19 protein-coding genes and 1 rRNA gene are annotated in these 25,446 nt (G+C 68.3%); 11 read left to right on the top strand and 9 right to left on the bottom strand.

The features are described 5' to 3' along the window. The first annotated feature begins 103 nt into the window (after positions 1-103). Both rrf and CHC08_RS14500 read left to right on the top strand, forming a co-directional pair. A 5S ribosomal RNA gene (gene rrf, locus CHC08_RS14495) occupies positions 104-220 on the top strand. A 406-nt stretch (positions 221-626) separates the two neighbouring features. Further along, positions 627-1,787: an epoxide hydrolase family protein gene (locus CHC08_RS14500; RefSeq protein WP_089207797.1), complete on the top strand. Its 1,161-nt coding sequence runs from the start codon at positions 627-629 to the stop codon at positions 1,785-1,787. Positions 1,788-1,887: 100 nt separating this feature from the next. Here CHC08_RS14500 and CHC08_RS14505 read toward each other — a convergent pair whose 3' ends face one another. Beyond that, the gene (locus tag CHC08_RS14505; RefSeq protein WP_245878318.1) at positions 1,888-3,144 is read right to left on the bottom strand and encodes a phosphodiester glycosidase family protein; all 1,257 of its coding nucleotides are present in this window, start codon (positions 3,142-3,144) and stop codon (positions 1,888-1,890) included. On the opposite strand from CHC08_RS14505, the gene CHC08_RS51495 reads away from it, so the two are divergent. Beyond that, positions 3,134-3,502, top strand: coding sequence for a hypothetical protein (locus CHC08_RS51495; protein WP_245878319.1), 369 nt, complete (start codon positions 3,134-3,136; stop codon positions 3,500-3,502). The two genes, CHC08_RS14505 and CHC08_RS51495, sit on opposite strands and share 11 nt — an antisense overlap. Positions 3,503-3,905: 403 nt before the next feature. Here the strand turns inward: CHC08_RS51495 and CHC08_RS14510 are convergent, their stop codons facing one another. The 3 genes from CHC08_RS14510 to CHC08_RS14520 form a co-directional block, all read right to left on the bottom strand. Continuing rightward, on the bottom strand, positions 3,906-4,301 hold the full coding sequence (locus CHC08_RS14510; protein ID WP_089207799.1) for a cupin domain-containing protein: 396 nt from the start codon (positions 4,299-4,301) through the stop codon (positions 3,906-3,908). A gap of 9 nt (positions 4,302-4,310) precedes the next feature. Further along, positions 4,311-5,933: a PucR family transcriptional regulator gene (locus CHC08_RS14515; protein ID WP_089207800.1), complete on the bottom strand. Its 1,623-nt coding sequence runs from the start codon at positions 5,931-5,933 to the stop codon at positions 4,311-4,313. A 224-nt stretch (positions 5,934-6,157) separates the two neighbouring features. Then, on the bottom strand, positions 6,158-6,937 hold the full coding sequence (locus CHC08_RS14520; protein ID WP_089207801.1) for a TetR/AcrR family transcriptional regulator: 780 nt from the start codon (positions 6,935-6,937) through the stop codon (positions 6,158-6,160). A 54-nt stretch (positions 6,938-6,991) separates the two neighbouring features. On the opposite strand from CHC08_RS14520, the gene CHC08_RS14525 reads away from it, so the two are divergent. From CHC08_RS14525 to CHC08_RS14545, 5 genes are all read left to right on the top strand, one after another. After that, positions 6,992-8,503, top strand: coding sequence for an MFS transporter (locus tag CHC08_RS14525; RefSeq protein WP_089207802.1), 1,512 nt, complete (start codon positions 6,992-6,994; stop codon positions 8,501-8,503). A gap of 481 nt (positions 8,504-8,984) precedes the next feature. After that, positions 8,985-10,286 (top strand): aspartate aminotransferase family protein, encoded by a 1,302-nt coding sequence (locus CHC08_RS14530; RefSeq protein WP_089207803.1) that lies wholly within the window; start codon positions 8,985-8,987, stop codon positions 10,284-10,286. Next, the gene (locus CHC08_RS14535; protein WP_089207804.1) at positions 10,283-11,788 is read left to right on the top strand and encodes a CoA-acylating methylmalonate-semialdehyde dehydrogenase; all 1,506 of its coding nucleotides are present in this window, start codon (positions 10,283-10,285) and stop codon (positions 11,786-11,788) included. The genes CHC08_RS14530 and CHC08_RS14535 overlap by 4 nt, the downstream gene beginning before the upstream one ends. A gap of 424 nt (positions 11,789-12,212) precedes the next feature. Further along, positions 12,213-13,445, top strand: coding sequence for an extracellular solute-binding protein (locus CHC08_RS14540; RefSeq protein ID WP_143653220.1), 1,233 nt, complete (start codon positions 12,213-12,215; stop codon positions 13,443-13,445). A gap of 245 nt (positions 13,446-13,690) precedes the next feature. After that, positions 13,691-14,917 (top strand): saccharopine dehydrogenase family protein, encoded by a 1,227-nt coding sequence (locus CHC08_RS14545; protein WP_089207806.1) that lies wholly within the window; start codon positions 13,691-13,693, stop codon positions 14,915-14,917. Positions 14,918-15,674: 757 nt separating this feature from the next. On the opposite strand, the gene gabT is transcribed toward CHC08_RS14545, so the two are convergent. After that, positions 15,675-17,027 (bottom strand): 4-aminobutyrate--2-oxoglutarate transaminase, encoded by a 1,353-nt coding sequence (gene gabT / locus CHC08_RS14555; RefSeq protein WP_089207808.1) that lies wholly within the window; start codon positions 17,025-17,027, stop codon positions 15,675-15,677. Between the two features lie 96 nt (positions 17,028-17,123). Here gabT and CHC08_RS14560 point away from each other — a divergent pair, with 96 nt between their 5' ends. Next, the gene (locus tag CHC08_RS14560) at positions 17,124-18,584 is read left to right on the top strand and encodes a PucR family transcriptional regulator (RefSeq protein ID WP_089207955.1); all 1,461 of its coding nucleotides are present in this window, start codon (positions 17,124-17,126) and stop codon (positions 18,582-18,584) included. A 164-nt stretch (positions 18,585-18,748) separates the two neighbouring features. Here CHC08_RS14560 and CHC08_RS14565 read toward each other — a convergent pair whose 3' ends face one another. Next, positions 18,749-19,375, bottom strand: coding sequence for a TetR/AcrR family transcriptional regulator (locus CHC08_RS14565; protein ID WP_089207809.1), 627 nt, complete (start codon positions 19,373-19,375; stop codon positions 18,749-18,751). A 214-nt stretch (positions 19,376-19,589) separates the two neighbouring features. Here CHC08_RS14565 and CHC08_RS14570 point away from each other — a divergent pair, with 214 nt between their 5' ends. After that, positions 19,590-21,017 carry an aldehyde dehydrogenase family protein gene (locus CHC08_RS14570; protein ID WP_089207810.1) on the top strand — a complete coding sequence of 476 codons (1,428 nt, stop codon included), beginning with the start codon at positions 19,590-19,592 and terminating at the stop codon, positions 21,015-21,017. A gap of 204 nt (positions 21,018-21,221) precedes the next feature. Here CHC08_RS14570 and CHC08_RS14575 read toward each other — a convergent pair whose 3' ends face one another. From CHC08_RS14575 to CHC08_RS14585, 3 genes are all read right to left on the bottom strand, one after another. Continuing rightward, on the bottom strand, positions 21,222-21,407 hold the full coding sequence (locus CHC08_RS14575) for a hypothetical protein (RefSeq protein ID WP_089207811.1): 186 nt from the start codon (positions 21,405-21,407) through the stop codon (positions 21,222-21,224). 309 nt (positions 21,408-21,716) lie between these two features. Next, positions 21,717-22,934: a trypsin-like serine peptidase gene (locus CHC08_RS14580; protein WP_245878320.1), complete on the bottom strand. Its 1,218-nt coding sequence runs from the start codon at positions 22,932-22,934 to the stop codon at positions 21,717-21,719. A gap of 55 nt (positions 22,935-22,989) precedes the next feature. Continuing rightward, a complete protein-coding gene (locus tag CHC08_RS14585; RefSeq protein WP_089207812.1) occupies positions 22,990-24,066 on the bottom strand; it encodes a trypsin-like serine peptidase in 1,077 nt (358 codons plus the stop codon). A 183-nt stretch (positions 24,067-24,249) separates the two neighbouring features. Between CHC08_RS14585 and dxr the strand changes: the two genes are divergently transcribed. Continuing rightward, positions 24,250-25,434 carry a 1-deoxy-D-xylulose-5-phosphate reductoisomerase gene (gene dxr / locus CHC08_RS14590; protein ID WP_089207813.1) on the top strand — a complete coding sequence of 395 codons (1,185 nt, stop codon included), beginning with the start codon at positions 24,250-24,252 and terminating at the stop codon, positions 25,432-25,434. Positions 25,435-25,446 lie beyond the last annotated feature (12 nt).

Genomic DNA, 25,446 nt, shown 5'->3' on the forward strand with positions numbered 1-25,446 from the left:
GTGGCCCGTCAAAGAGATTGTGTTGCCCGCGTCCACTATGTGATTCTGAAACAGCAAACACCGCTGGCGTTCGCGCCGTGTGTGGTTGATTGTTTAATAGGGTTACGGCGGTTATGGCGAAGGGGAAACACCCGGTTACATTCCGAACCCGGAAGTTAAGCTCTTCAGCGCCGATGGTACTGCACCGGGGACGGTGTGGGAGAGTAGGTCACCGCCGGACAATCTTTTCGGAGAAGGCCACCCCGTCAGGGGTGGCCTTTTCTGCGTTCACCCACCCGCATGCACGAAAAGGGGGTTCACACCATGCGGTGCGAACCCCCCTTTTTTTGTGTGTCCGGGGAGGGGCCCGCACCGCGGGGCACGGCCCCCTTTTTCGTTTTGTATTGCGTCGGGGCGTTCCCGATTGGGCTCGTCAGCCTGTCCTTGCTGGTGGTAGTCACACGGGACGTAGGCGGAGCGGGGGTCTGGGTAACTTCGCGCAGTCGGCGTAAACCTGGATGTGTCCCCGAAGAAACGCCCGGGGGCATCTGCCCAGCGCAGCATCGGCCGCGACCCATGGACCGCGCGCACGCCGGCGCGCTGGCATGCCGAACACGAGGCATTTCGGCGTCCAGGGAGAGGATCACATGGCGAAGATACATCCGTTCCGCAGCGAGACCAGTCCCGAACAGCTCACCGACCTACGGGAGCGGCTGGCCAGAACGCGGTTCGCGCCGGCACTGTCAGGACAGGACTGGACGCACGGCACGCCACCCGGCTACCTCGCCGAGCTGCTGGAGTACTGGCGCACCGAGTTCGACTGGGGCGCGGCTGAGGAGCGGCTCAACGCGCTCCCCCAGTTCCTCGCCGAGGTCAACGGCAACACCGTGCACTTCGTGCACGCCAGGGGAGTGGGGCCGAGCCCGTTCCCGCTGCTGTTCTCGCACGGCTGGCCGGGCTCGTTCTGGGAGGTGCAAAAGATCATCGGGCCGTTGACCGACCCGGCAGCGTACGGTGGGGACCCAGCCGATGCGTTCGACCTGGTCGCGCCGAGCCTGCCCGGCTACGGCTTCTCCCCGCATCCCGGCGTGCCCGGGATGACGCCGACGGCCATGGCGACCCTGTTCAACCAGCTCATGACCGAGGTGCTCGGCTATTCGCGCTACGGGGCGCAGGGCGGTGACTGGGGCGCGCAGATCACCAGCCGCCTCGGCCGCGACCACGGCGACACCGTAGCCGGCATCCACCTGAACCTGATCGGGGCAACGCCGGTGCTGGACGAGAACTCGGCCCCGCTCACGCCCGCCGAAGAGGCGTTCGTGGCCAAGGCCGAGCAGTTTTTCTCCGAGGAGGGCGGGTACGCCCAAATCCAGGGCACCCGGCCGTCCACGCTCGCTGCGGGACTGTCCGACTCTCCCGCCGGGCTGGCCGCGTGGATCGTGGAGAAGTTCCGGGCGTGGAGCGACTGCGGCGGCGACGTCGAGTCGGTGTTCAGCAAGGACGAGTTGCTCACCCACATCACCCTCTACTGGCTGACCAACTCCATCGCCACCTCCACCCGCCTGTACTACGAGACCATGCACACCGAGGGCATGCTTGGCAGGTTCGTGCCCGGTTACGTCGATACGCCGACCGGCTTCGCCTCTTTCTCCAAGGACAACTTCACGCCGCCCGAGGAGTGGGTGCGGCGCTGCTACCGCCTGATTCGGTTCACCGAGTTCGACCGGGGCGGCCATTTCGCGGCATTGGAGCGGCCGGAAGAGCTGGTCACCGAGATCCGCGAGTTCTTCCGCCCGCTACGAGCCTGACCAGGCTGAACAGGAACGAGTCCCGGCCCACCCGAGCCAGGACTCGTGGAGTGGAATCGCAGGGGGTCGGCTGAAATTCAGCCGAGGCCGGCGGGAACGGTCAGGGAGTGGTGATGAACAGACCGTCGCCCACGGTCCGCTCGGCGCCGTCGGATGGCCGGTTGACAGCCTTGTTCCCGATGACCATCGCGCTCGAACCGCCGCCGTCGAAGTTGATGGCCTGCTTAGCACCCAGCCAGCGCATCAACTGGGCCGCCTCCACCATTGAGGCGCCCACGGTGACACCCGGGTTGCGGCCGTCGACCGTGGCCAGGATCAACCCACCGGACTTGGTGATGCCCACCATCGTGCGCGGGTGGCGGCGGAGCATCATGTTGAGCGAGGCCTGCCCGTCGGCCAGCGCGGTGATCCGTACCCGGCCGTTCCTGACCAGCCCGACCCCGCCCCCCATCACGTACGTGTCGGGAGCGAGTGGCACGGCCTTCTGCGTCCGCAGGTCGATGACCTTGTTGTCCACCTTCATCGTCCAGGTCTCCAGGGCGTGCTCCTGGAGCCAGAGGGCCATGAGGCCCGTGCCGTGCAGCACGTAGTTGCCGCGTGCGACGACGCCGCCGGCCTGGCGGACGTTGACGACCTTGCCCTGGGCGGCGTTGACCACGACCTCGATACCCCCGTCGGCCAACGTCTTGGCGCCGAACTCCTCGGTGTAGAGGACGAGTTCGTCAGGGCCCGCGGCCCGGTTGATGCCCTGGATCGGGGTTTTCGTCCCGTCGGAGGAGATCGCGGTGACCGCGGTCTTCAGCTCGGTGATCCGGGCCTTGCGTCCCTCGGTGATGACCAGACCGGTACGGCCGGGCACCGCCTCGCTGAGAAGCCTGCCGCCCACCACGGACACGCCCATCGGGTCACCCTGAAGTGCCTTGGCCGTGTGGATGTTGAAGAAACCGCCGTTGACTCCGGCGATGGCGTGGGTGAGCTTGGACATGGAGCTGACGGTTTCGCGTGCCGCCACGCTCTTGCCGACGCTGGTCCTGAAGGATCCCTTGAAGACCTTCGGGTCCACCATGAGGACGCGCATGTCCCAGGGGCCTGTGGTCTCCGTGCCGTCGTCACCGAGGTAGTCGGCCTTGGCCTTGATGCCGTACTCCTTGAGATCCTTCACCATCTTGTCGGCCTTGGCCCGTTGCTTGAGCGTCCACAGTCCGAGCCGGACCATGTACCGCTCCACGGCCGGGGCGTCCGCGGCGGCGGGCTGCACAACCTGCACAATGCCGGGGGCGAATCCCGCGGCTTCCACGGCCGCGGCCTGCGCCTGCGCGGTGGCAAGGCCGCCGGCATCGTGTCCGTTGGGCATCATCACCGACACCGTCCACCCCTGGGTGGATTTGCCGTGTACAACGTTGAAAAGGTCAATTCCCGGAACCACGCTGCGTTGCTTTTTGACAGGAACCATGCCCGTGCCGAGCGGGAACGCCGATGAGGGAAACCGTAAACTCGCCTGGTCGGCTTCGGCTGGAATCGCTGTGGCGGCGAGCGCCATGACTGTAAATCCGATGACGATGCGTCGCGACATGTATATCTCTCCCGTAAGTGACCTGACTTCGGTGCACTATCGTGTCGAGATCTACGTGCCAAGGGGAGCGAAACACGCGAAACGACCCAAGAAAGTGTTGTTCCCCATGCAAGATCATACGAAAAAAGTGGAACCCGCGTGATCCATGACGGACCCAGCCGGGCTATCCGTCCTGGTCAATAGGGGTTAGTCCCCGCCGTTTCGCTGCGAGGGCGAGAGCGCGGCGTTACGGTGCAGTAGGCCGCGTCCCTTCACATCAAGCGGCACATCTTTCCGAGAGGCAGCCGTCATGGGGCTGAGCATTCTCATCGTGATCATCGCAAGCATGGTCCTCGGTTTCATCTTCGGTGTGATCCTGGCGCGTCCGCGCCGCTGGGATCTTCACATCTGTGCAGGTGACACCGTTCACATGGACCCGGCATCCGACAGACACGGTTAGTCAGGCGCGAATGACACGCGCAGGAAATCACCCAGGTAGTCGCAGGTGCGGGCCGTACGGAATCCAGATTCCGTACGGCCCGCACCGCAGTTCCTGCCCAGCCCGTTCAGGCCGTGGAGTGATACACCTTGCGGAGAGTCTCGTGGACGATCCAGATGGTTTTGGCGCCGTCGGCGAGCAGACAGACCGAACCCGGGACGAGCTCGATGGTCGCGCCTCCCTCGACCTCCACGGTGGCACGGCCGGACAGGACCACGAAGATCTCGTCGCGTTCCACATCGGTCACCGTTCCCGGGGTGATCTCCCAGATGCCCCGGCTCTGCGTGCCGTCCGGTGAGGACCACAGTTCGATCGAGGAGACGCGCGGTGAGCCCGCGAGAATCTGGGCGGGGTCCAGCTCGTCGGGTGACAACCGCACGTCGCCGGTCGGGACGGCGAACGCCCCGGCGGCGGTGACCATGCGAGCCAGGTCGGCGGTCTCGGGGACGAGAATCTCGGGCATGAGGGCCTTTCAGCGGGGGTTGTCTCTCCGGAAGGATTCCAGCGCCAGGAGGGCGACGTGGAGGGAGAGGCAGGACTCGACATCGTCCAGGTCGGTGTCGAGGATACGTTCCAGCCTGCGGAGCCGGTCGTAGAAGGCGGGCCGCGACAGGTGGGCTTTCTGGGCGGAGACGGCCTTGTTGCGGCCGGCGTCCAGGTAGATGCGCAGGATCCGGGTGAGATCGCCGCCGCGCTGGGCGTCGTGGGCCAGCAGGGGGCCGAGCTCACGTTCGGCGAAGGTCTGCAGGCGGGCGTCGTCGCGTAACAGATGAAGCAGGCCGCGCAGGCGAAGGTCGGGCAGGCGGTAGAAGGCCCGGCCGTCGGGCTGCCTGACGGCTACGTCGGCGACCTGCTCGGCCTCCAGGAAGCTTCGCCGTACGTCGCGGATCGACTCGACCACCGAACCCGCGGCGAGGACGAAGGGAGCGGTGAAGGTCTTGCGCAGGTGATCGGCGAGCGCGGTCAGGGTGGGCTCGGCGAACGTGCGTGGAGGCAGGGGGAGCAGGACGCCGACGCGGTTCTGGTCCAGAGCGCCGATCAGGGCCGGAAGGCGGGCCTCGCGGCAGGCCGCGGCGGCGGCCTCGGCCAGCTCGCCGAGCTTGGCGAGCTGCTCCTGGCCGTCCAGCAGGCTCTCCGACGCCTCGGCCAGGCGGAGCACCACGCTGATCAATTTGCGGCCGGTGAGTGGCACGCCGACCGCGCGGGCACGGGCCGCGGCCTCTTCCGGGTCGGCGTAGGCGTGCGTCAGGATACCGGTGATGATCGTGCCGTGGGCCTGGCGTTCGAGTGACTCCTGGTGGCGCTCCAACAGGCGGCCCAGGGCAAGGGTGGTCGCCGCGCGTTCGGCGAGCACGATGTCGCGGGGGCCGGGCTCGGCGTCGCAGAGCAGGATCAGCCGGCCCCAGTCCTGTCCTCGTGCGCCGACCATGGTGACCAGCCAGCCGGAGGTCGCGTCGTAGGCGGTGCGCAGGTCGGGTGCCACGGCGCGGGAGCGGGTCTCCCAGCTGGCGAGCAGGTTGCCGGTGTCACGTCCGGCGGTCTCGCAGGCCAGGACCTGGTGGGCGAGGTTCTCCAGCAGGACCGGCCGCCCGGACAGCCGGGCGACCTGACTGAGCACCTCGGCGGGGGACGCGCCCTCGACCGACAGTTCGGTGAAGACCTCGTGGAGGTGCTCGGAGGCGCGCAGCTCCTCCAGCTGGATGTCGATGATCCGGGCGTGCACCGACTCGGTGATCTGCACGAACGGTGTCTCACGGGCCAGCGTGATCAGAGGCAGGCCGTGCTCCTCGGCGGACCTGACCACGGAGTGGGGTAACTCTCCGATGAATTTGCGGCCCATCTCCACGATCAGTCCGGACACGCCCACAGCGGATAACTCGGCGATGTATTCGGCAAGTTTGCCGGGGTCGTCCGGAAGGGCGATGCCCGTGGTGAGCACCAGCTCACCCCCGCGCAGCAGGTGCGCGATGTCGGTCACCTCGCCCACGTGGACCCAGCGCACCGGGGTCCCCAGCCGATCGGCTCCCGCGACGACTCGGGGGTTGCCTCGGCGGACGCTGTCCAGCGCGAGAACATCGGCGATTGTAGGGAGCACACCCCGAGAATATCTGATCAGATTGTAAGTATGAACTGCACTTGATTTACATATTGTTTACATTGGACTGTGTCGCCGCAGGTCGGCGGAGCATCGCATGACGCTGGGCCGCAAGGCGTGACGTCACGACTGGCAGGAAGTTGGTACGAAAGCGAGCCCGTCCGGCAGACCGGGCGGCGCCGGAGAGGTGGTCCGGTCGATCGCGGCAGCCCTCGCAGGAAGAGTCACTCCGCGCTGACGTGCTCGTCGTCACGGGACGCCTCGGGCGATCGCAACGGCGACGCCGCCGCGGGCCGGGCACGGCGGTTCAGGCGCACTTCAAGGCCGTCGAGGATGCAGCTCAGGCCGAATTCGAAGCCGAGGGCTATGGAGGTGTTGATGTCTATCGCGGCATAGCGGGCGCGCAGCTCGGGATAGTCGGCCGCGGCCTTCTCCACCGTCGGCCGCGTGGTCTCGTGCCACTCGGCGATGGTCATGCCCGACCCGGCCAGCGCGTTCAGCAGGGAGATCTCCGGCACGGTGATGCCTGCCACGTAGGACAGCAGCGTCGAGGCGGCGTAGTCGCGCTCGAAGTCCTGGAACCCGGCCCGCGCGAAGGTGCCGCTCAGCCGGCTCATGAGCTGCATCGCGTTGGGGCCGACGGCGGGCATCGTCCCGACGAGGGGCATCGCCCAGGGGTGCCGGAAGAGTGCCTCCCGCATCCCGTATGCGAAGAGGGTCGCGGCGTGCCGCCAGTCGGTCGTCTCCTGGGTCTCCAGAAGCTTGAACTCGCCGTAGAACTCGTCCAGGACCAGTTCGAGCAGCTCGTCCTTGTTGGCCACGTGCCAGTAGATGCTGGTGGCCCCCGAGCCGAGTTTGGCGCCCAGGCGGCGCATGCTCAGCGCGTTCAGCCCTTCGGCGTCGAGCAGTTCCACGGCGGCGCGCACGATCTGTGTCCTGCTGAGCGTCGGACTCTTGCTGGTGCGGGGCTCGCGGGTCCAGACCGAGCTGAAGGGCTGTTTCACGGCTCCAGTATAAATTCACTCGCACGACGTACGAGCTTGTCGTACGCTGTGCGAGTGACATCGAACACTGTGCGAGTAGAACGTGACCCCCGGCGTTGGTGGATCCTCGGAGTGCTCTGTCTGAGCCTGCTGGTCCTCGTGGTGGACAACACCGTTCTGAACCTGGCCATCCCCGCCCTGATGACCGACCTGGGGGCCAGCCCGTCGGACATCCAGTGGATCATTGACGCCTACGTCCTGGTCTTCGCCGGCCTGCTGCTCACCGCCGGCAGCCTCTCCGACCGCTACGGCCGGAAACGTTTCCTGATCATCGGCCTGACACTGTTCGGCGGTGCCTCGCTGATCGCCCTGCTGGTCACCGAGCCCTGGCAGCTGATCGCCGCCCGCGCGCTGATGGGCGTCGGCGGCTCCATCCTCATGCCGAGCACGCTGTCGATCCTGATCACCGTCTTCGACGATGAGGAGCGCCGCAAGGCGATCGCCGCGTGGAGCGCCGTGGCCATGGTCGGCGTGATCGCCGGTCCCACGCTGGGCGGTTTCCTGCTCGATCACTACTGGTGGGGCTCGATCTTCCTGCTCAACGTGCCCATCGCGGTCGTCGCGATCATCGCGGCGGCGTTGCTGATGCCCGAGTCTCGCGGTCCGGCCCGGCGGCTCGACCCGCTCGGCGTGCTGCTGTCCACGGTCGGCATGAGTGCCCTGGTCTTCGTGGTCATCTCCGTGCCGGGCGCGGGCCTGACCGCGTCCGCGACGCTGGTCGCCGCGGCGCTGGCCGTGCTGGCGTTGGGGGGATTTGTGCTCTGGGAGCTGCGGTCGGCCCACCCCATGCTCCCGCTGGAGCTGTTCCGCGACCGCAACTTCAGCGGATCGTCGTTCTCGATCGTGCTGATGTCGTTCGGCACGGGCGCGCTGCTGCTGATGCTCACCCAGTATCTGCAGTTCGTGCTGGGGTACGACCCCATGAAGGCCGGTCTGGCGCTGCTGCCGTACGCCGTGGCCGCCGCGCTGTTCAACGGGGTCGGCGCCGGTCTCGGGCAGAAGATCAGCAACCGCGTGCTGATCGCGATCGGGTTGAGCGTGATGGCGCTCGGCTTCGGCGTGCTCGCCTTCATGACCGGCGAGACCGGGTACGGCATGCTGATCGCCGCTCTCATGCTCATGGGGATCGGCGGCGGTCTGGCCGGCCCCGCAGCCTACGCCACGCTCATGGGAGCGGTGCCGCCCGCGCACGCCGGTGTGGGATCGGCGCTCAACGACACCGTCCAGCAGGTCGGAATGGCGCTGAGCGTCGCGGTGCTCGGCAGCGTGCTGGCCGCGACCTACACCTCGTCGATGCCTCCGGAGGCCCCGGCCGTCGCGCGGGAGTCGATCGCGGGCGCGATTCGGCTCGGGGATCCGGGACTGATCAGGACCGCCCGGGACATGTTTGTCTCGGCCATGTCGTTCGGCTCCTGGGTGGGCGTCGGGTTCACCCTCGCGGCCGCCCTGCTGGCGTTCGTGGTGTTGCGGCCCGCTCCCCGGGTTCGGGCCGGTGCGGACGCGGACCTGGTGGAAGCGGGGCGCTGAGGGCTCCCGAAGTCGTCGATCCTGCGTGTCCGCTCCGTCAACGGCCGACCTGCCGAGCAGGTCGGCCGTTGACGCGGATGACCGTACGGGGCGCCGGGGCCGGGGTGGCTCGTCGAAGCCTCGAATTATTCATGTATTTCAGGTTGTTTTAATAGGAAATATGAGTGACGATGAAGATGGCGAGGTCGGATGACCGCCGATGCTCGGCGAGGAACCTGGGGGGTGCTTCGCTCGAGCTCCTGTACGGCTTGCGCCCTCCGTCGCAGGGCGCAAGCCGTACAGGCCTTGTCCGGCGGGGCTTGCGGGGGCGTTCATCTCGCCGGGACGGGATCGATTCCGGGAGGATGGCCTGGTTGATCCGTCGTCGGGGAATCCCCAGGTGTGACGTGAAAGACAGGATCTGACAGTGTGACGGGTTGGGTGGCAATCTTCCGACAGGATGACGGTAGGAGCAGTAGCCCGAAACCGCGATAATTGATGTATGTCGGATCTCCTTGCGCGCCATCGCGCGGTAATGCCCAACTGGCTCTCCATCTACTACGACGAGCCCATCGAGATCGTCGGAGGCAAGGGCAACCGGGTCGTCGACGCGGCGGGTAAGAGCTACCTCGACTTCTTCGCGGGGATCCTGACCAACATGATCGGGTATGACGTGCCCGAGGTGCGTGAGGCCGTCGAGCGCCAGCTCGCCACCGGCGTCGTGCACACCTCCACGGTCTACCTGCTCCGCGGTCAGATCGAGCTCGCCGAGAAGATCGCCAGGCTGTCCGGCATCGAGGACGCGAAGGTCTTCTTCACCAACTCCGGCACCGAGGCCAACGAGACCGCGCTGCTGCTGGCGACCTACGCGCGCAAGTCCGACCAGGTGCTCGCCATGCGGCAGAGCTACCACGGCCGCTCCTTCGGCGCGATCAGCGTCACGAGCAACCGCAGCTGGAAGAACAACTCGCTGTCGCCGCTGAACGTGCACTTCCTGCACGGCGCCGACCGGCATCTCACCCAGTTCAGGGGGCTCTCGGACGCCGACTACATCAAGGCCTGCGTCGACGACCTGCGTCACGTGCTCGCCACCGCCGTCTCCAATGACGTGGCCGCGCTGATCGCCGAGCCGATCCAGGGCGTGGGCGGGTTCACCATGGCCCCCGACGGACTGCTCGCCGCCTACAAGGAGGTCCTCGACGAAGAGGGCATCCTGTTCATCTCCGACGAGGTCCAGACCGGCTGGGGCCGTACCGGCTCGGCGTTCTTCGGCATCCAGAACCACGGCGTCACGCCGGACATGATGACCTTCGCCAAGGGCCTGGGCAACGGCTTCGCGGTCGGCGGCGTCGTCGCCCGCGGCGACCTGATGGACAGCCTGCCCGCGGTCGGCCTGGCGACCTTCGGCGGCAACCCGATCTCCATGGCCGCCGCCAACGCCACCCTGGACTACGTGCTCGACCACGACCTGCAGGCGAACGCGGCCAGGACCGGTGCCCTGATCATCGACGGCCTTCGCGAGGCCGCGCCGCGCCTGCCGATCGTCGGCGCCATCCGTGGCAAGGGCCTGATGTTCGCCGTCGAGCTGGTCGACCCGGCGACCGGCGAGCCCTCCACCGCGCTCACGGCCCGGTTCATGGAGGAGTCGAAAAAAGCCGGCCTGCTCGCCGGCAAGGGCGGCCTGTATGGCAACGTGCTCCGTATGGCCCCGCCGCTCACCCTGACGGAGGCGGAGGCCGCCGAGGGGCTCGCAATCATCGTCAACGTGCTCGAAGTCATCAACGCTGAGGTCGTTTCGTCGTGAAGAACGTCACCCACTGGATCGCCGGTAACCCTGTCGAGGGTTCCGGCCGTACCTCCGAGATCTTCAACCCCGCGACCGGAGAGGTCAGCGGGCAGGTCCACCTGGCGTCGGTGGCCGAGGTCGACACGGCCGTGGCCGCGGCCGTGGCGGCCTACCCGGCGTGGCGGGACTCCTCGCTGGTCAAGCGGTCGCAGGTGCTGTTCCGCTTCCGCGAGCTGATGTACGCCAACCGCGACGAGCTCGCCAGGCTCATCTCGGAGGAGCACGGCAAGGTCCACTCCGACGCGCTGGGCGAGGTGGCTCGCGGTCTGGAGGTCGTGGAGTTCGCGTGCGGCATCCCGCACCTGCTCAAGGGCGGGTTCTCCGAGGGCGTCTCCACCCGGGTCGACTCCTACTCGATCCGGCAGCCGCTGGGCGTCGTCGCCGGGATCACCCCGTTCAACTTCCCGGCCATGGTGCCGATGTGGATGTACCCGATCGCGATCGCCGCGGGCAACGCCTTCATCCTCAAGCCCTCGGAGAAGGACCCCTCGGCGTCACTGCTGATGGCCTCGCTCTGGAAGCAGGCCGGGCTGCCGGACGGCATCTTCAGCGTCGTCCAGGGTGACAAGGTGGCGGTGGACCGGCTGCTGGAGCACCCGGACGTGCGTGCCGTCTCCTTCGTCGGGTCGACGCCCATCGCCAGATACGTCTACGAGACCGGCACCGCCCACGGCAAGCGGGTTCAGGCCCTCGGCGGCGCCAAGAACCACATGCTCGTCCTCCCCGACGCCGATCTCGACCTCGTCGCCGACGCCGCGGTGTCGGCGGGCTTCGGCTCGGCCGGCGAGCGCTGCATGGCGATCTCCGTCGTGCTGGCCGTTGACCCGGTCGGAGACGAGCTGGTCGACAAGATCGTCTCCCGCGTCTCCGCGCTGACCATCGGCCCCGGCGACGACCCCGCCTCCCAGATGGGCCCGCTCGTCACGCGGGTCCACCGCGACAAGGTCGTCTCCTACCTCGATGTGGGTGTCGCCGAGGGCGCGAAGCTCGTTGTGGACGGCCGCCGGACCCCGGTCCTCGGCGGGACCGCCGCCGAGGACACCCCCGGCTTCTGGCTCGGCCCCACGGTCCTCGACCATGTGCCGGCCGGTTCCCGGGTCCAGCAGGAGGAGATCTTCGGCCCCGTCCTGACGATCGTGCGTGTCTCCTCCTACGAGGAGGGCGTCGAGCTGATCAACGGCGGAGAGTTCGGCAACGGCACGGCCGTCTTCACCAACGACGGTGGCGCCGCCCGGCGCTTCCAGAACGAGGTGGAGGTCGGCATGATCGGCATCAACGTGCCGATCCCGGTGCCGATGGCCTTCTACAGCTTCGGCGGCTGGAAGTCCTCGCTGTTCGGCGACACCCACGTCCACGGGACCGAGGGCGTGCACTTCTACACCCGCGGCAAGGTCGTCACGTCCCGCTGGCTCGACCCGAGCCACGGCGGCGTCAACCTCGGGTTCCCGACCAACAAGTAGCCCCGAGGATCCCGATCGACAGGCGGTTCCCAGGGACCTCCGACCAACACGTGGTCCCCCCGAGGATCCCGGCCGGCAGATGATTTCCAGGGACCTCCGACCGACACGTAGTCCCCCCGAGGATCCCGGCCGGCAGATGATTTCCAGGGACCTCCGACCGACACGTAGTCCCCCCGAGGGGCCCGGCCGGCAGGTGATTTCCAGGGATTCCTGGCCGGCGGGCGGTCCCCGAGGGTCCCCGGCCGGCAGCAGACCACTGGCCCACGGCTGGTTCCCGGCACGGCGGCTCCGGTGCCTCGCGAGAGAGCCCTCTCGTGAGACACCGGCGCGGAAAGCGGCCGGGTCGGATGCGTTCGCGACCCTCCCGAACGGGGGCGGCCGGTAAGCTCCGGTCAGGTTGGCGGCTACGTCGTGAGGGGACTTCGTGGGCAGGGACAGGCTCCGCCGTACACGTCTCGGAGCGCTGCTGGGGGTGGGCGGCCTGGCGCTCGCCGCCTGCGCCTCGGCGGGAGCCGCGAGCGTGGTCCGGCCGCCGGGGAGCCCTTCGGCCACGACCACTGCCACGCCGGGAGCCGGCTCGGCCACACTTGGGGTCACCCCGTCCACTCCGACCCCGACTCCCTCGGCGTCCATCGGCAAGAGCGAGGGCACGCTTCAGGTGCTGACGTTCCAGGGGCATGTCGAGTACGGCGGGACCAGCACGCGGGTCAATTGGGTCACGCCCTTCGAGAAGGAGAGCGGATGCCGGGTCGTGAAGCTCGACCGGGTCCGGACGAGCGAGGAGATGGCCGCCAAGCTCCGCGGCGGCACCTACGACGTCGTCTCGCCCTCTCCCGACCTGGCCGGGCAACTGGTGGCGGAGGGCAAGGTCGCGCCGATCGACACGTCGCTGGTCCAGCCCTACAAACAGATCCCCAAGCGGTTGCGTGAACTGCCCGCCATGCAGCGGGACCACAAGGTCTACGGCATCCCCTATCTCTGGGGAGTCAACCAGATGATCTATGAGGGGGGCGGGCAGAAGGGGCCGGAAGCCCTCTACGGCGCACCCTCCGTGGCGATCAGGGACACCCCGCTGAGCATCGCCGACGCCGCACTCGTGCTCAAAAAAACCCAGCCGGACCTGGAGATCGAGAATCCGTTCCAGCTCACCCCCGTCCAGCTCGACGCCGCCGTGAACCTGCTCACCGAGCATGACGGTCCCGACCGGGTCTACTGGCAGGACTCCCTGGATGTGATCCGGCCCTTCTCGGCGGGGACGATACGGCTCGCCGAGGCGCTGCCGTACCACCTGGATCTCTTCCGGCGCGCGGGCCGTCCGGTGAAGACCCCGGCCAGGGCGCCGATGACCGGATGGGTCGACTCGTGGATGCTCACGGCCAAGCCCACCAGCCCGAACTGCGCCTACGAGTGGCTCAACTGGATGAGCTCGGCGGACGCGCAGCGCGCGGCCGCCGCCTGGACGGGGCTCGCACCGGCCAATCCGGAGGCCTGTACCGGGCGTGCCCAGCGCATGTGCGAGATCTACCACGCCAAGGACGACGACTGGCTCCGGCGCGTCTTTTTTGCCGTCCGCCCGACGAAGGATTGCGGTGGCCAGGGCGGGGAATGCACTGACTACATCGACTGGACCGAACGCTGGAAGAACCTCGTGAAATGAGCGGGTGTCTCCAGACCCACGTTTGACGAGCTGCGGACCCGCCCCCCTCACCGGGTGAGGGTCCGTCAGGGGCGCTCCGGGTGTTCCCCCGACCCCGGAGCGCTTCGTCTTTCCCCGAGGCGGGTCTGCCTTTACGCGAAAACACAACGATTTTCGTAGTGATCGTCTCGTTTGACGATGGATTCCATGGCAAAATCATGCTCCGACTATCGACTGGTCGACCAGTCAGTGGGTAGTCTTCCCTCATGAGAATCCTTCTTGTGGGAGCGGGCGGCGTTGGTTCGGCCGTGGTTCCGATCGCCGCGCGCCGAGATTTCTTCGAACACATCGTGGTGGCGGACTCCAAACAGGGCCGCGCCGCCGACGTGGTGGCCAAGATCGGAGATCCGCGGTTCAGCGCCATCGGGCTGGACGCCTCCGACCGGGTCGCGGTCGAGGCGGCCCTCGCCGAGCACCGCTGCGACGTGCTCTTCAACGCCGTGGACCCCCGTTTCACCATGCCCTTGTTCCAGGCGGCGCTCAACGCCGGGGCGCACTACCTCGACATGGCGATGTCGTTGTCGAGGCCCCACCCCCGCAGGCCGTACGAGCTGACCGGTGTGAAACTGGGCGACGAGCAGTTCGAGCTGACCGAGGCCTGGCGGGGCGGGGGGCAGCTGGCGCTCGTGGGCATGGGGGTGGAGCCGGGCCTGGCCGACGTGTTCGCGCGGTACGCCTCCGAGCACCTCTTCGAGAGCATCGAGGAGATCGGCATCCGCGACGGGTCGAACCTGGTGGTCGAGGGCTACGACTTCGCGCCGACCTTCTCCATCTGGACGACCATCGAGGAGTGCCTCAACCCGCCGGTCATCTGGGAGAACGGTGACTGGCACACCACCGAGCCGTTCAGCGAGCCGGAGATCTTCGACTTTCCCGAGGGCATCGGTCCCGTCGAGTGCGTGAACGTCGAGCACGAGGAGGTGCTGCTCGTTCCGCGTTACATCGACGCCAAGCGGGTGACGTTCAAGTACGGCCTCGGCGAGGAGTTCATCGGCGTCCTGAAGACCCTGCACAAGCTCGGCCTGGACAGCGCGAGCAAGATCCAGGTCGGCGGCGTGGAGGCCTCACCTCGCGACATGGTCGCGGCCAGCCTGCCCGATCCGGCCACGCTGGGCGACCGGATGAGCGGCAAGACCTGCGCCGGCACCTGGGTGAAGGGCATCGGCAAGGACGGGCAGCCGCTCGAGGTCTACCTGTACCACGTGGTCGACAACGAGTGGTCGATGCGGGAGTACGGTTGCCAGGCCGTGGTCTGGCAGACGGCCGTGCACCCGGTGGTCGCACTGGAGCTGCTGGCGAACGGCGACTGGTCGGGCACGGGAGTGCTCGGGCCGGAGGCGTTCGACGCCGTGCCCTTCCTGGAGCTGCTCAACGCCTACGGCTCGCCGTGGGGCATGCGTGACCAGACCCGGGAGGTCCTTCTCTCCGCCTGACCGTGCCTTTCGGAGCGTTCACCGGCTTGGATCGACCACCGGCTTGAAGCCTTCACCGACTTGGATCGCTCGCCGGCGGATCGGCTCGGGGAGTCTGGCCCGATCATCGGCAGACCGGCTCGGGCCGATCGTCTCCGACTCCGAGCGGAGCCGGTCATCCGTGATCCGGACACGCGGATAAGGACCGGACGGCCATCGGTTTCACCGGGTAGCCGCCGGAACGCTCCGTGCCCTTCCCCTCTCCGGCGGGGGAGGGCACATTTGTCTTCTCCTGCTCTTTTTCTTATGTCTTCTACTATTTGTGCGTTCTGCCGTTTCCCTGAAAGGTCGTCTCAGAAGAAGGCCACGCGCCGGGGGAAGGGATGGACGTTCGTCTGTGACTCCGGGAGGAGCGCGTCCGCGCATTCCGGGCAGGCGAACAGAGCTCTGTTGTCGGGTAGACGGCCGATCCTGATCCGCGGACGCGGCCATTTCTTGTGGCAGGCCACGCAGGCGTCACCCTCGCACTGAGTGCGGCTCAGCCCCTCAGGGTCGAACGTCATCATGCCTCGTGCCGTTCTCGTGGGCCCCCAGTTCATCACGCTTCCCGTCCTGATCGCGCACTCTCGTATCGGAACCGTTATAACGCCGATAGGGCGTGTGATCGCTTTGGTGGGTGTCAAGCGGTGGTTAAATTGCTTCCTTTATCGGTGCCGTACAACGGCAAAAAGGGGCACTCGGCACAAGCCGGGTGCCCCTTACGAGGGGGTCTAAACCGTCATACCTCGCTGATCGCCTTCTCCAGAATTGCCAGGCCCTCTTCCAATAGGTGGTCGGGCATGACCAATGGGGGAAGGAATCGCAGGACGTTGCCGTATGTGCCGGCGGTCAGAACCAGCAGTCCCTCGGCATGGCATTTCTTGGCGATCTCTGCCGCCGCGGTGGGGTGCGGATCCTTGGTGCCGGGAACGATCAGCTCAATGGCGATCATGGCGCCGCGGCCGCGCACGTCGCCGATCGCGGGGGTCTTCTCGGCGATGGAGCGCAGCCGGGGGAGCATGATCTCGCCGATGCGACGGGCCTTGCCGGTCAGGTCGTCGGCCTCGATGGTCTCCAGCACGCCCAGAGCAGCCTCGCAGGCAAGCGGGTTGCCGCCGTAGGTGCCGCCCAGCCCGCCCACGTGGACCTTGTCGAGGATCTCGGCGCGGCCGGTGACGGCGGCCAGGGGAAGGCCGCCCGCGATGCCCTTGGCGGTGACGATGATGTCGGGCACGATGCCCTCGTCCTCGCAGGCGAACAGGTCGCCGGTGCGGGAGAAGCCGGTCTGCACCTCGTCGGCGATGAAGACGATGCCGTTCTCCCGGCAGAACTCCGCGATCTTCGGCAGGAAGCCCTTGGCGGGTTCGATGAAACCGCCCTCGCCCGAGATGGGCTCGATCACCACGGCGGCGACGTTCTCCGCGCCGATCTGCTTGGTGATCTGGTCGATCGCCTGGGCCGCGGCCTCCTCGGCGCAGTTCTCCGGGCCCGTGGGCCAGCGGAACGGGTAGGCCAGCGGTACCCGGTAGATCTCGGGGGCGAACGGGCCGAACCTGTGTTTGTACGGCATGTTCTTGGCCGTCAGCGACATCGTCAGCAGGGTCCGGCCGTGGTAGCCGTGGTCGAACACGACGACCGCCTGACGGCCCGTGGCGTGACGGGCGACCTTCACCGCGTTCTCCACGGCCTCGGCGCCGCTGTTGAGCAGGAAGGTGCGCTTCTCGTGGTCGCCGGGGGTGAGCCGGTTGAGCTTCTCGCAGACCTCGACGTAGGACTCGTACGGGGTGACCATGAAACAGGTGTGGGTGAAGTCCGCGACCTGCTTGCGCACCCGCTCGACCACGCGCGGGGCGGAGTTGCCGACGCTGGTCACCGCGATGCCGGAGCCGAAGTCGATCAGCGAATTGCCGTCGGCGTCGACGACGACACCGCCGCCGGCGTGCGTCACGAAGACCGGCAGCGTGGTGCCGATGCCGGGTGGGACGGCGGCCTGCTTACGCGCGAACAGTTCGCGAGACTTCGGGCCGGGGATCTCGGTGACGACGCGGCGCTCCTGAGGAAGCGAGGGGCCGCCCGCGATGACGGTGCTCATGGTGTGACGGTATGTCGCGCGTGTCGGTGTGCCGATGCTGCACTATGGCAAAGTTGTAGGGAACACACTGGCCGTAACGTACAAACGGGGGTGGTCGTGGCACCGACGCTCCGCACCGTTGTACGACGCCTGTCGCTCAAGCTCGGCGTGCTCTCGGGACAGGACGCGCTCGACCGGCCGGTGCGCTGGGTGGCGGTCAGCGAGCTGGAGGATCCGACCCCGTTCCTGGAGGGCGCCGAGCTGGTCCTCACGACGGGCATGCGCCTCGACGCCCGCAACGCCGGATCCTACGTCGACCGGCTGGTCGGCAGGGAGGTCACCGGGCTCGGCTTCGGCATCGGCCTCGGACACGAGAAGATCCCGGCCGCGTTGGTGGACGCCGCGGCGCGGGCCGGGCTGCCGCTGATCGAGGTACCGCGAGACACCCCGTTCGTCGCGATCGGCAAGGTGGTCAGCGAGCTGCTCGCCGCCGAGCAGTACGACGAGATCAGCCGCGCCTTCGCGGCTCAGGGCCGTCTCACCCGCGCCGCCCTCCGCCCCGAGGGTCCGCAGGCGGTGATCGACCGTCTTGCCCGCGAGCTCGGAGGCTGGGCGCTCCTGCTCGACGAGGCGGGAGCCGTACGGCATGCGACAGGCAGGGGCGCGGCCGTCGCCGCCGAGGGCCTCCGTCCCGAGCTGGAGCGTCTGAGGAAGTCCGAGGGCAGGGGTGCGCCCACGAGCCTGGCGCTCTCCACGCCGCTGGAGCACGTCATCGTGCAGCCGCTCGGAGCCCGCCGGATCAGGGGCTTCTTCGCGGTCGGCCTGGAGCGGCCCTTCACGCCGGTCGCGCACACCGTGGTCAACGCCGCGGGGTCCCTGCTGACGCTCGCCATCGAGCACGGCGGGGAACATCTGGCCGCCGAGCGCCGGGTCCGCTCCGCGGTGCTCCGGTTGCTGCTGGCCGGGCAGGTGCAGGCCGGGAGGGAGACGCTGGAGCGGCTGGGCGACGGTTTCCCCTGCGGGCCGCTGGTGGTGATCGCCGCCGGGGGGGATGGGGAGGCGGTTCTGGAGGCCGGGGGCAACGAGTTCGCGGCGGCCGACGAGGGCAGGGTGGTCCTCGTCGTCCCGGCGGGCAGGGCTGACACCGTGGTCTCGGCGCTCCGGGATCACGGCCCGCTCGGGGTCGGCGCCACGGTGAGTCCCGAAGACCTGCGCACCGGACTCGAGCAGGCGGATCGGGCACTCGCCTCGGCCAGACGCGGGGCCGTGCCGGTCATGCGCTTCGCCGACCTCGCGGGACAGAGTCTGATGTCCCTGCTCGACCCCGACGTGACCGCGGCGTTCTCCTCCGCGCTGCTCGCCCCGCTCAGGGAGCACGGCTCCCGCGCGGACCTGCTGGCCTCTCTCCGCGCCTACCTGGAATGCAACGGCCACTGGGACGCGGCGGCCCAACGGCTCGGGGTGCACCGGCACACCCTGCGCTACCGCATGCGCCGCGCCGCCGAACTCCTCGGCCGGGACCTCGACGATCCGGCGGTCCGCGCCGAGCTGTGGGTCGCGCTGGCCGTGGCGGACTGAACGGTCCTCACGCCACGAACCGGGGCAGACCGCGGGGTCTGAGGCGTGATCGGGATGCTCGGGGGCCGGGACGGGGCGAACGGATCACGATGGTGCGGCCCGCGCCGGACGGCAGATCGAGGCGCGCGGGAGGGACAGAGCGTCTCGGCGAGCCCAATGCCGAATCAGGACTTGTCGGCCAGGTAGCGGGAGACGGTGGCGCGGGTGACCGCGTCGTAGGTGCCGCTGTCACGCAGGTGCCCGGCGCGCTCAAGGCTGATCGCGCCCTGGGCTGCGGCCCACAGGGCGTCGGCGATCTTCCTGGGCTGGATCGGGATGATGTATCCCGCCGAGATGCAGTCGGCGATCACCCGGTCGAGGACGTTGAGCGCGGCACGGGCGAGCGTCCTGGCCCGCTCGCTCGGCGCGAAGCCCGGGATCGCCCGCTCGAACATCAGGGCGTAGTAGCCGGGCTCGGCCAGAGCGGCGTCCCGGTAGGCGGGACCGAGCGCGCTGAGGTGCTCAAGGGCGTTCTTACGCGGGGGCACGGCCTCCAGGCGGCGCCGGAACCGTTCGAAGCCCTCCAGGTAGAGCGCCTCGGCGAGCCCTTCCTTGCTGCCGAACATGGTGTAGATGACGGTCGTCGAGCATCCGGCCTCGGTGGCGATGCGGCGCATCGACAGGCTCTCGGGCCCGATGGTGACGAGAAGCTGGCTGGCGACGTCGAGCAGCTTTCCGCGGAGCTCGTCCTGCGAGGCTCGTTCGCCCAGTAGATAGGCACCCTGAAGGCCGCGCGGCGCCGAGGAGGTCATGCGCCCACGCCCTTCCGTCTCAAAGTTCCTTCGATGACTTAGCCACGCTGGAGATGATTCAAACCGGCGCCGTGTAAGGAATATCCCCTAATGCCCATGTTTTTGTTACAGGGCCGGGCGGGAGGCTGTTTTATGCGTAACGGCGCGCCGGTGCAGATCTCTTATGCGAAGTGGAGCAACGCCACGTCCGGGCACGTGGCATACCGTCGGGGCCATGGACGTGCGCCCCTTCTGGCTCGCCGGTCGCCCCACCTCCGGGGACGCCGAGCTGACCGTGACCAACCCGTATGACGGCAGTGTCGTCGCCGTCTGCTCCGTGCCGACCGAGAGTCAGGTCGCCGAGGCCGTCGCCGCCGCCGCGGCCGTGCGGAAGGAGGCCGCCGCGCTCCCGATCCACGTGCGGGCCGAGGCGCTCGCCCACGTCTCGCGCCGTCTGGCCGAGCGCGCCGACGAGATTGCCCACCTGATCACGGCGGAGAACGGTAAACCGATCTTCTGGGCCCGCGGTGAGGTCAACCGCGCGATCTCCACCTTCCGGTTCGCCGCCGAGGAGACCCGCCGCCAGGGTGGCGAGACCATGCGCCTGGACACCGAGGCCGCCGCCACCGGCCGCCTCGCCTACATCTCGCGCGTCCCGCACGGCCCAATCCTGGCGATCGCGCCGTTCAACTTCCCGCTCAACCTGGTGGCCCACAAGGTCGCCCCGGCCATCGCGGTCGGCGCCCCGATCATCATCAAGCCCGCTCCGGCGACGCCGATCTCCTCGCTGGTGCTGGGTGAGATCCTGGCCGAGACCGGACTGCCCGAGGGCATGTTCTCCGTGCTTCCGGTGCCCAACGACCGTGCCGCCGACCTGGTCGACGACCCGCGCCTGCCGGTCGTCTCCTTCACCGGCTCCAGCCCGGTCGGCTACGCGATCATGGATCGCGTCCCGCGCAAGCACGTCACCCTGGAACTCGGCGGCAACGCCGCCGCGGTCGTGCTCGCCGACGCCGATCTCGACTGGGCCGCCTCGCGGGTGGCGCTGTTCTCCAACTACCAGGCCGGACAGAGTTGCATCGCGGTCCAGCGGGTGATCGTCGAGGAGTCCGTGCACGACGACTTCGTGTCCAGACTGGTTCCGGCCGTCGAGGCCCTGGTCACCGGAGATCCCGCCGACGAGAAGACGCAGGTCGGGCCGTTGGTCTCGGTCGCGGCCGCCGAGCGGGTGGAGCAGTGGGTCAACGAGGCCGTCGCCGCCGGCGCCCGCCTCCTGACCGGCGGCACCCGCGACGGCGCCACCGTCGCGCCGACCGTCCTCACCGACGTGCCGCGGGACGCCAAGGTCTCCCGCGAGGAGGTCTTCGGCCCCGTGATGATCATTCAGACCGTGTCCGGGGTGGACGAGGCGTTCGCCGCGGTCAACGACTCCAGGTACGGCCTGCAGGCAGGGGTGTTCACCCGCAGCCTGGACAACGCCTTCCGGGCCAACCGGGAGATCGAGGCCGGTGGTGTGATCATCGGCGACGTCCCGTCCTACCGCGCCGACCAGATGCCCTACGGCGGGGTCAAGGAGTCGGGATCCGGCCGCGAGGGCCTCCGCTCGGCCATGGCCGACTTCACCTACGAGAAGGTCATGGTCCTCACCGGCCTGACCCTCTGAGCTCTCTGAAAAACCGCTGCCGATCACTGAGCGGGGGTGGGTCCTGTCCTGCGTGCCCACCCCGGCCGGTGCCGGGGATCCTCGATGAGCCACCGGACGGTCTGCAGCCCGTCCGGTGCCAGCGGGCTCCACCACCGGACCGGGTTCATCAGGCTCGCCTGTGAACCACCGTGGTCACGGGGTGACTCTGCCCAAGATCCAGGATCAGTGCCCGAGCAGGCCACCGGCGAGCTTGGTGAGGTCCTGAGGGTTCAGGCCAAGCTTGCTCAGCTGCTCCATGTGCTGGTCGGTGTCGATCTGCGGGGGCAGCTGCTTGTCGGCCTGCTGCGCCAGGGCGTTGTCGCCACGGGAGCGGAGCATCTCAACGATCTTGCTCTTCTCAATCTTCATGGTGATGCCTTTCTGAGGATCACGGATGTCCGAAGACCGCTGACGGTGGTCGCTGGGACCGCCTGATGAAAGGTGGTCACCTTGCCAGACGACCTGCATCCGAACGACGGCTGCGGTCAACGATCGGGGCGTTTCTGAGCCGATGGTGCAGATCGTTAATCCTGCAGCCGACATCGTCGACTCCCCCCGTGATGACCTGCCCCGGTTTATGTGGTGCCACTCCGTGAGGCGCCGTCTTGATCCTTGAAAACCTGATCATCCCGCTTTGCGAATCGTTGATCCACGCCCTCTCCTGCCGCCCCCGTGGGGTTACGAGTTCTGGGCGGTGGCGTAGAGCTGCTTGGCCGACTCGCCGAAGTACGGCCCGTACATGGTGCGGCGGTCGTCGCTGTATTTGAAACTGCTCACCGAGGTGAGCGTGCCGCGCCCGGTGGCGGGGTCGAAGCCGCTCAGCCAGGGGCCGCCGCTGGACCCGGCGGTCATGTCGCAGCGCAGGCCCTGGTCGTTGGTCTGGTCGTTGGGGTCGTCGCGGAGCGAACCGGCGCAGTAGACCAGGTGCTCGCCGTTGTAGGGCGAATCGGCGGGAAAGCCGAAGCCGTAGGTCTGGCGTCCCCTGGGCGCGCCGAAGGTGATGTCCTGGCCGCCCACGGCGTCGCCCAGGTGCGTGCCGTTCCTCGGGTTGACCGCCACCATGCCGACGTCGTGGCTGTCGTCCGCGCTGCGCGACCACGAACCCGCGACGAACATGCGGCGCGCGGTGAACTGCCCGTAGGGCTGACGCCCCGCGTCATAGCCGGGGACGAAGATCCAGTTGTCGGCCCACGCACCGGTGCCGTCCTTGACGCAGTGCCCGGCGGTCACCACGAGATCCCGGTTGGCCCCCTTGACCGAACTCGCCGAGCACACGAAGTCCGTTCCGCCGAGGGTGAGGAAGACCCGTCCCGTGGTGCGGGCCACGGAGCCGCCCGCGTTCCAGCGGGCCCCGCTGATGCGGGCCGCGGAACCGCGCAGGTGTCCGCGGGCCTCTCCGGCGGGGGCGACCCGGTGGCCGGCCGGGACGGCGGGCCACTTGGCCATCTCGATCGCCGCTTTGGACAGGCGATTCGGGACGGTGGGCTGTCGGGGAATCCCGGCGGTGAGCCCGAGCGGACCGGCCGGGGCGGTGGGTCTGGTGGGCCGCCCTGACATCCCGGTCGCCGCCCTGGGCGGACCGGCCGGGATGGTGAGTCTCCCCAGCATCCCGGTCACCGTCCCGAGCGGATCGATCGGGACGGCGCCCGCCATCCGGCGAGGGGTCCAGTAGCTGAGCACACGACGCCGGTCCGAGGTGCCGGGGGCGGTCATGTGCTCGACGACGTCTGGTCTGCCGGGGACGGCGACCGAGGCCTTCCCCGCGGGCTGGACGGGCTGGGTGGGAGTGTCTGCGGCCTGCTGCCTGTGCTCCGTGGCCGTGGCGCCGATCATGGGGGCGCACAGCAACCCGGCGACGAGCGAAGCAGTCGCAAGCAGGGGGAGGCTCGGGGTCATGAATCCCGAGTTTGCACTACCGCATGTGTTCTTGCGACTACTTTAGGTAAATCTTCTAGGGAGTGCCGGTGCTCTGCGCGGCCTGGTAGACGGCTCGCGCGTCGGTCCCGAAATAGGGGCCGAACATCCATCCGGTGGCGAAGTTGTACTTGAAGCTGTTCACCGAGTTCAGGGTGCCCAGGCCGGTGCTCTCGTTGAAGTTGAGGAACCAGGGCCCGCCGCTTGATCCGCCGGTCGTGTTGCAGTTCATGCCGATGTCACGGGACATCAGGATGTCGTCGAAGGCCCGCCCGCTGCAGTAGATCAGCTTGGAGCCGTCGTAGGGACTGGCCGACGGGTAGCCGAAGGAGTGCATCTGCTGCCGCCGGGACTGGTTGAAGGAGACGCCCTGGCCGCCGACCACGTCGGTCAGCGACTTGCCGTTCAGCGGCGCCACCACGGCGGCGGCCACGTCGTAGTTGATGTCCTCACTGTTGTTCCACTGCGGGGTGGTGTAGAGGGTGGTCGCCACCCACGTGCCGTACGGACGGTCGCCGTCCTGGTAACCCGGCACGAACACCCAGTTGTCGTGGAAGGCGCCGCCCATCCTCACGCAGTGCCCGGCCGTGATCACGGTGCTCTTGTTCTCGCTGGTCACGGCATTCGCGGAGCAAGAGGCGTTGCGGCCCTGATAGACGAAGAAGACCCGCCCGACGGTTTTCGCGATCGCTCCACCGCGGGTCCACCGCGCTCCGGTGGAGGCGCGTGCGAACGCGGATCCCCGGGCGACCGCGACGGTGTCGCCGTCCGGTGAGGTCGCGGGGACGGAGACGGGGTCGGCCGCGGTCTGAGCCGCGATCGCCGCCGCGGCGAGCCGGATGCCCTCCTTCTTGGGGGCGAGGGTGTCGAGCGGCTGGGCCGCCTCCATCTTCGCCTCGGTCCAGTAGTGCTGGACCGTTTTCTGTTCGGTCTTCGTGTCGGCGGCCTCCTCCTCGACCGGCTTGGGGGCGGCGGGCGCGGCGGCGGCGCCCGTGGTCGTGCCCGCGGCGGTGCCGACGGTGCTCGCGCCGGCGCCGTGCGCGACCGCCGTGGAGAGCAGAGCGCTGCCCGCGACGAGGGTGAGAATGGGGACCAAGTGTGCCGTGCGACGCATTTGTACCTCCCGAGACCTGATGCTGTTTCGGGAAGCTAGTGCGCTACGTATCCGTATTTCTCCGGCTTTACAACTATTGATATAGGTAGATTCGGACTTAAATAGCGCCTTTCATCGCGCGTTCCACGCCTTACAGATTTTGGTCCGATTGGACAGCTGGACGTCAGCCGAGAGAATGGTGCGGTGCAGTCAGACACCGTTCGTTCCGTCGTCCTGCTGGGCTCGACCGGCTCCGTCGGGACCCAGTCCCTTGATGTCATCGCCCGTAACCCCGGCGGTTTCCGGGTGGCGGCGCTCGCCGCGGGAGGTGGCCGGATCGACCTGCTGGCTCGCCAGGCGGCCGAGTTCCGGCCCGACGCGGTCGCCGTCGCCGACGCCGACGCCGTGCCCGCGCTGCGGGCGGCGCTGGCCGCGCACGGCGTGACCGCCAAGGTGCTCGCCGGGCCCGAAGGGGTCGCCGAGGCCGCGGCCTGGCCGTCCGACATCGTGCTCAACGGCATCACCGGCGCGCTGGGGCTGACGTCGACGCTGGCCGCGCTGGAAGCGGGCAGGGTGCTCGCCCTCGCCAACAAGGAGTCCCTGATCATCGGGGGGCCGCTGGTGAAGCGCCTGGCCAAGCCGGGGCAGCTGATCCCGGTCGACTCCGAGCACGCCGCGCTCGCCCAGTGCCTGTGGGCCGCCAGCCCCACCGGTCCCGCCGCGTCGGCCGTGCGCCGCCTGCTCGTCACCGCGAGTGGCGGCCCCTTCCGCGGCAGATCGCGTTCGGAGCTCGGCGACGTGACCCCGGAGCAGGCCCTGGCCCACCCCACCTGGTCGATGGGCCCGGTCATCACGGTGAATTCCGCCACGCTCGTGAACAAGGGCCTGGAGGTCATCGAGGCGCATCTGCTCTTCGACATCGGCTTCGACCGGATCGACGTCGTGGTCCATCCGCAGTCGGTCATTCACTCGATGGTGGAGTTCGTGGACGGCTCGGTCATCGCCCAGGCCAGCCCGCCCGACATGCGGCTGCCCATCGCGCTCGCACTCGGCTGGCCGGAGCGGATCGCCGACGCCGCCCCCTCGGTCGACTGGACCAGGGCCCACACCTGGACCTTCGAACCGCTCGACGACGAGGCCTTCCCCTCCGTCGCGCTGGCCCGCCACGTCGGTTCCGCGGGCGGAACGGCCCCGGCCGTCTACAACGCCGCCAACGAGGTCTGCGTGGAGGCCTTCATGGCCGGTCGGCTGCCGTTCCTCGCGATCGTGGACACCGTGGCCGCGGTGGTCTCCGAACACACCGTCACCGCGGCCGGTTCGGTCGCCGAGGTGCTCGATGCGGACACTTGGGCACGGGTAAGGGCACGGGAGCTCACCATGACTGCCTAGACTGGGAGCGTC

Source organism: Streptosporangium subroseum (assembly GCF_900188345.1).
Taxonomy (GTDB): Bacteria; Actinomycetota; Actinomycetes; order Streptosporangiales; family Streptosporangiaceae; genus Streptosporangium; species Streptosporangium subroseum.

Bases quoted from the DNA above. Each gene is read 5' to 3' on its own strand.
- CHC08_RS14500 (WP_089207797.1), top strand. From the start codon at position 627: ATGGCGAAGATACATCCGTTCCGCAGCGAGACCAGTCCCGAACAGCTC.
- CHC08_RS14505 (WP_245878318.1), bottom strand. From the start codon at position 3,144: ATGATGCCCAACGGACACGATGCCGGCGGCCTTGCCACCGCGCAGGCG.
- CHC08_RS14510 (WP_089207799.1), bottom strand. From the start codon at position 4,301: ATGCCCGAGATTCTCGTCCCCGAGACCGCCGACCTGGCTCGCATGGTC.
- CHC08_RS14530 (WP_089207803.1), top strand. From the start codon at position 8,985: ATGTCGGATCTCCTTGCGCGCCATCGCGCGGTAATGCCCAACTGGCTC.
- CHC08_RS14545 (WP_089207806.1), top strand. From the start codon at position 13,691: ATGAGAATCCTTCTTGTGGGAGCGGGCGGCGTTGGTTCGGCCGTGGTT.
- gabT (WP_089207808.1), bottom strand. From the start codon at position 17,027: ATGAGCACCGTCATCGCGGGCGGCCCCTCGCTTCCTCAGGAGCGCCGC.
- CHC08_RS14565 (WP_089207809.1), bottom strand. From the start codon at position 19,375: ATGACCTCCTCGGCGCCGCGCGGCCTTCAGGGTGCCTATCTACTGGGC.
- CHC08_RS14570 (WP_089207810.1), top strand. From the start codon at position 19,590: ATGGACGTGCGCCCCTTCTGGCTCGCCGGTCGCCCCACCTCCGGGGAC.
- CHC08_RS14575 (WP_089207811.1), bottom strand. From the start codon at position 21,407: ATGAAGATTGAGAAGAGCAAGATCGTTGAGATGCTCCGCTCCCGTGGC.
- CHC08_RS14580 (WP_245878320.1), bottom strand. From the start codon at position 22,934: ATGACCCCGAGCCTCCCCCTGCTTGCGACTGCTTCGCTCGTCGCCGGG.
- CHC08_RS14585 (WP_089207812.1), bottom strand. From the start codon at position 24,066: ATGCGTCGCACGGCACACTTGGTCCCCATTCTCACCCTCGTCGCGGGC.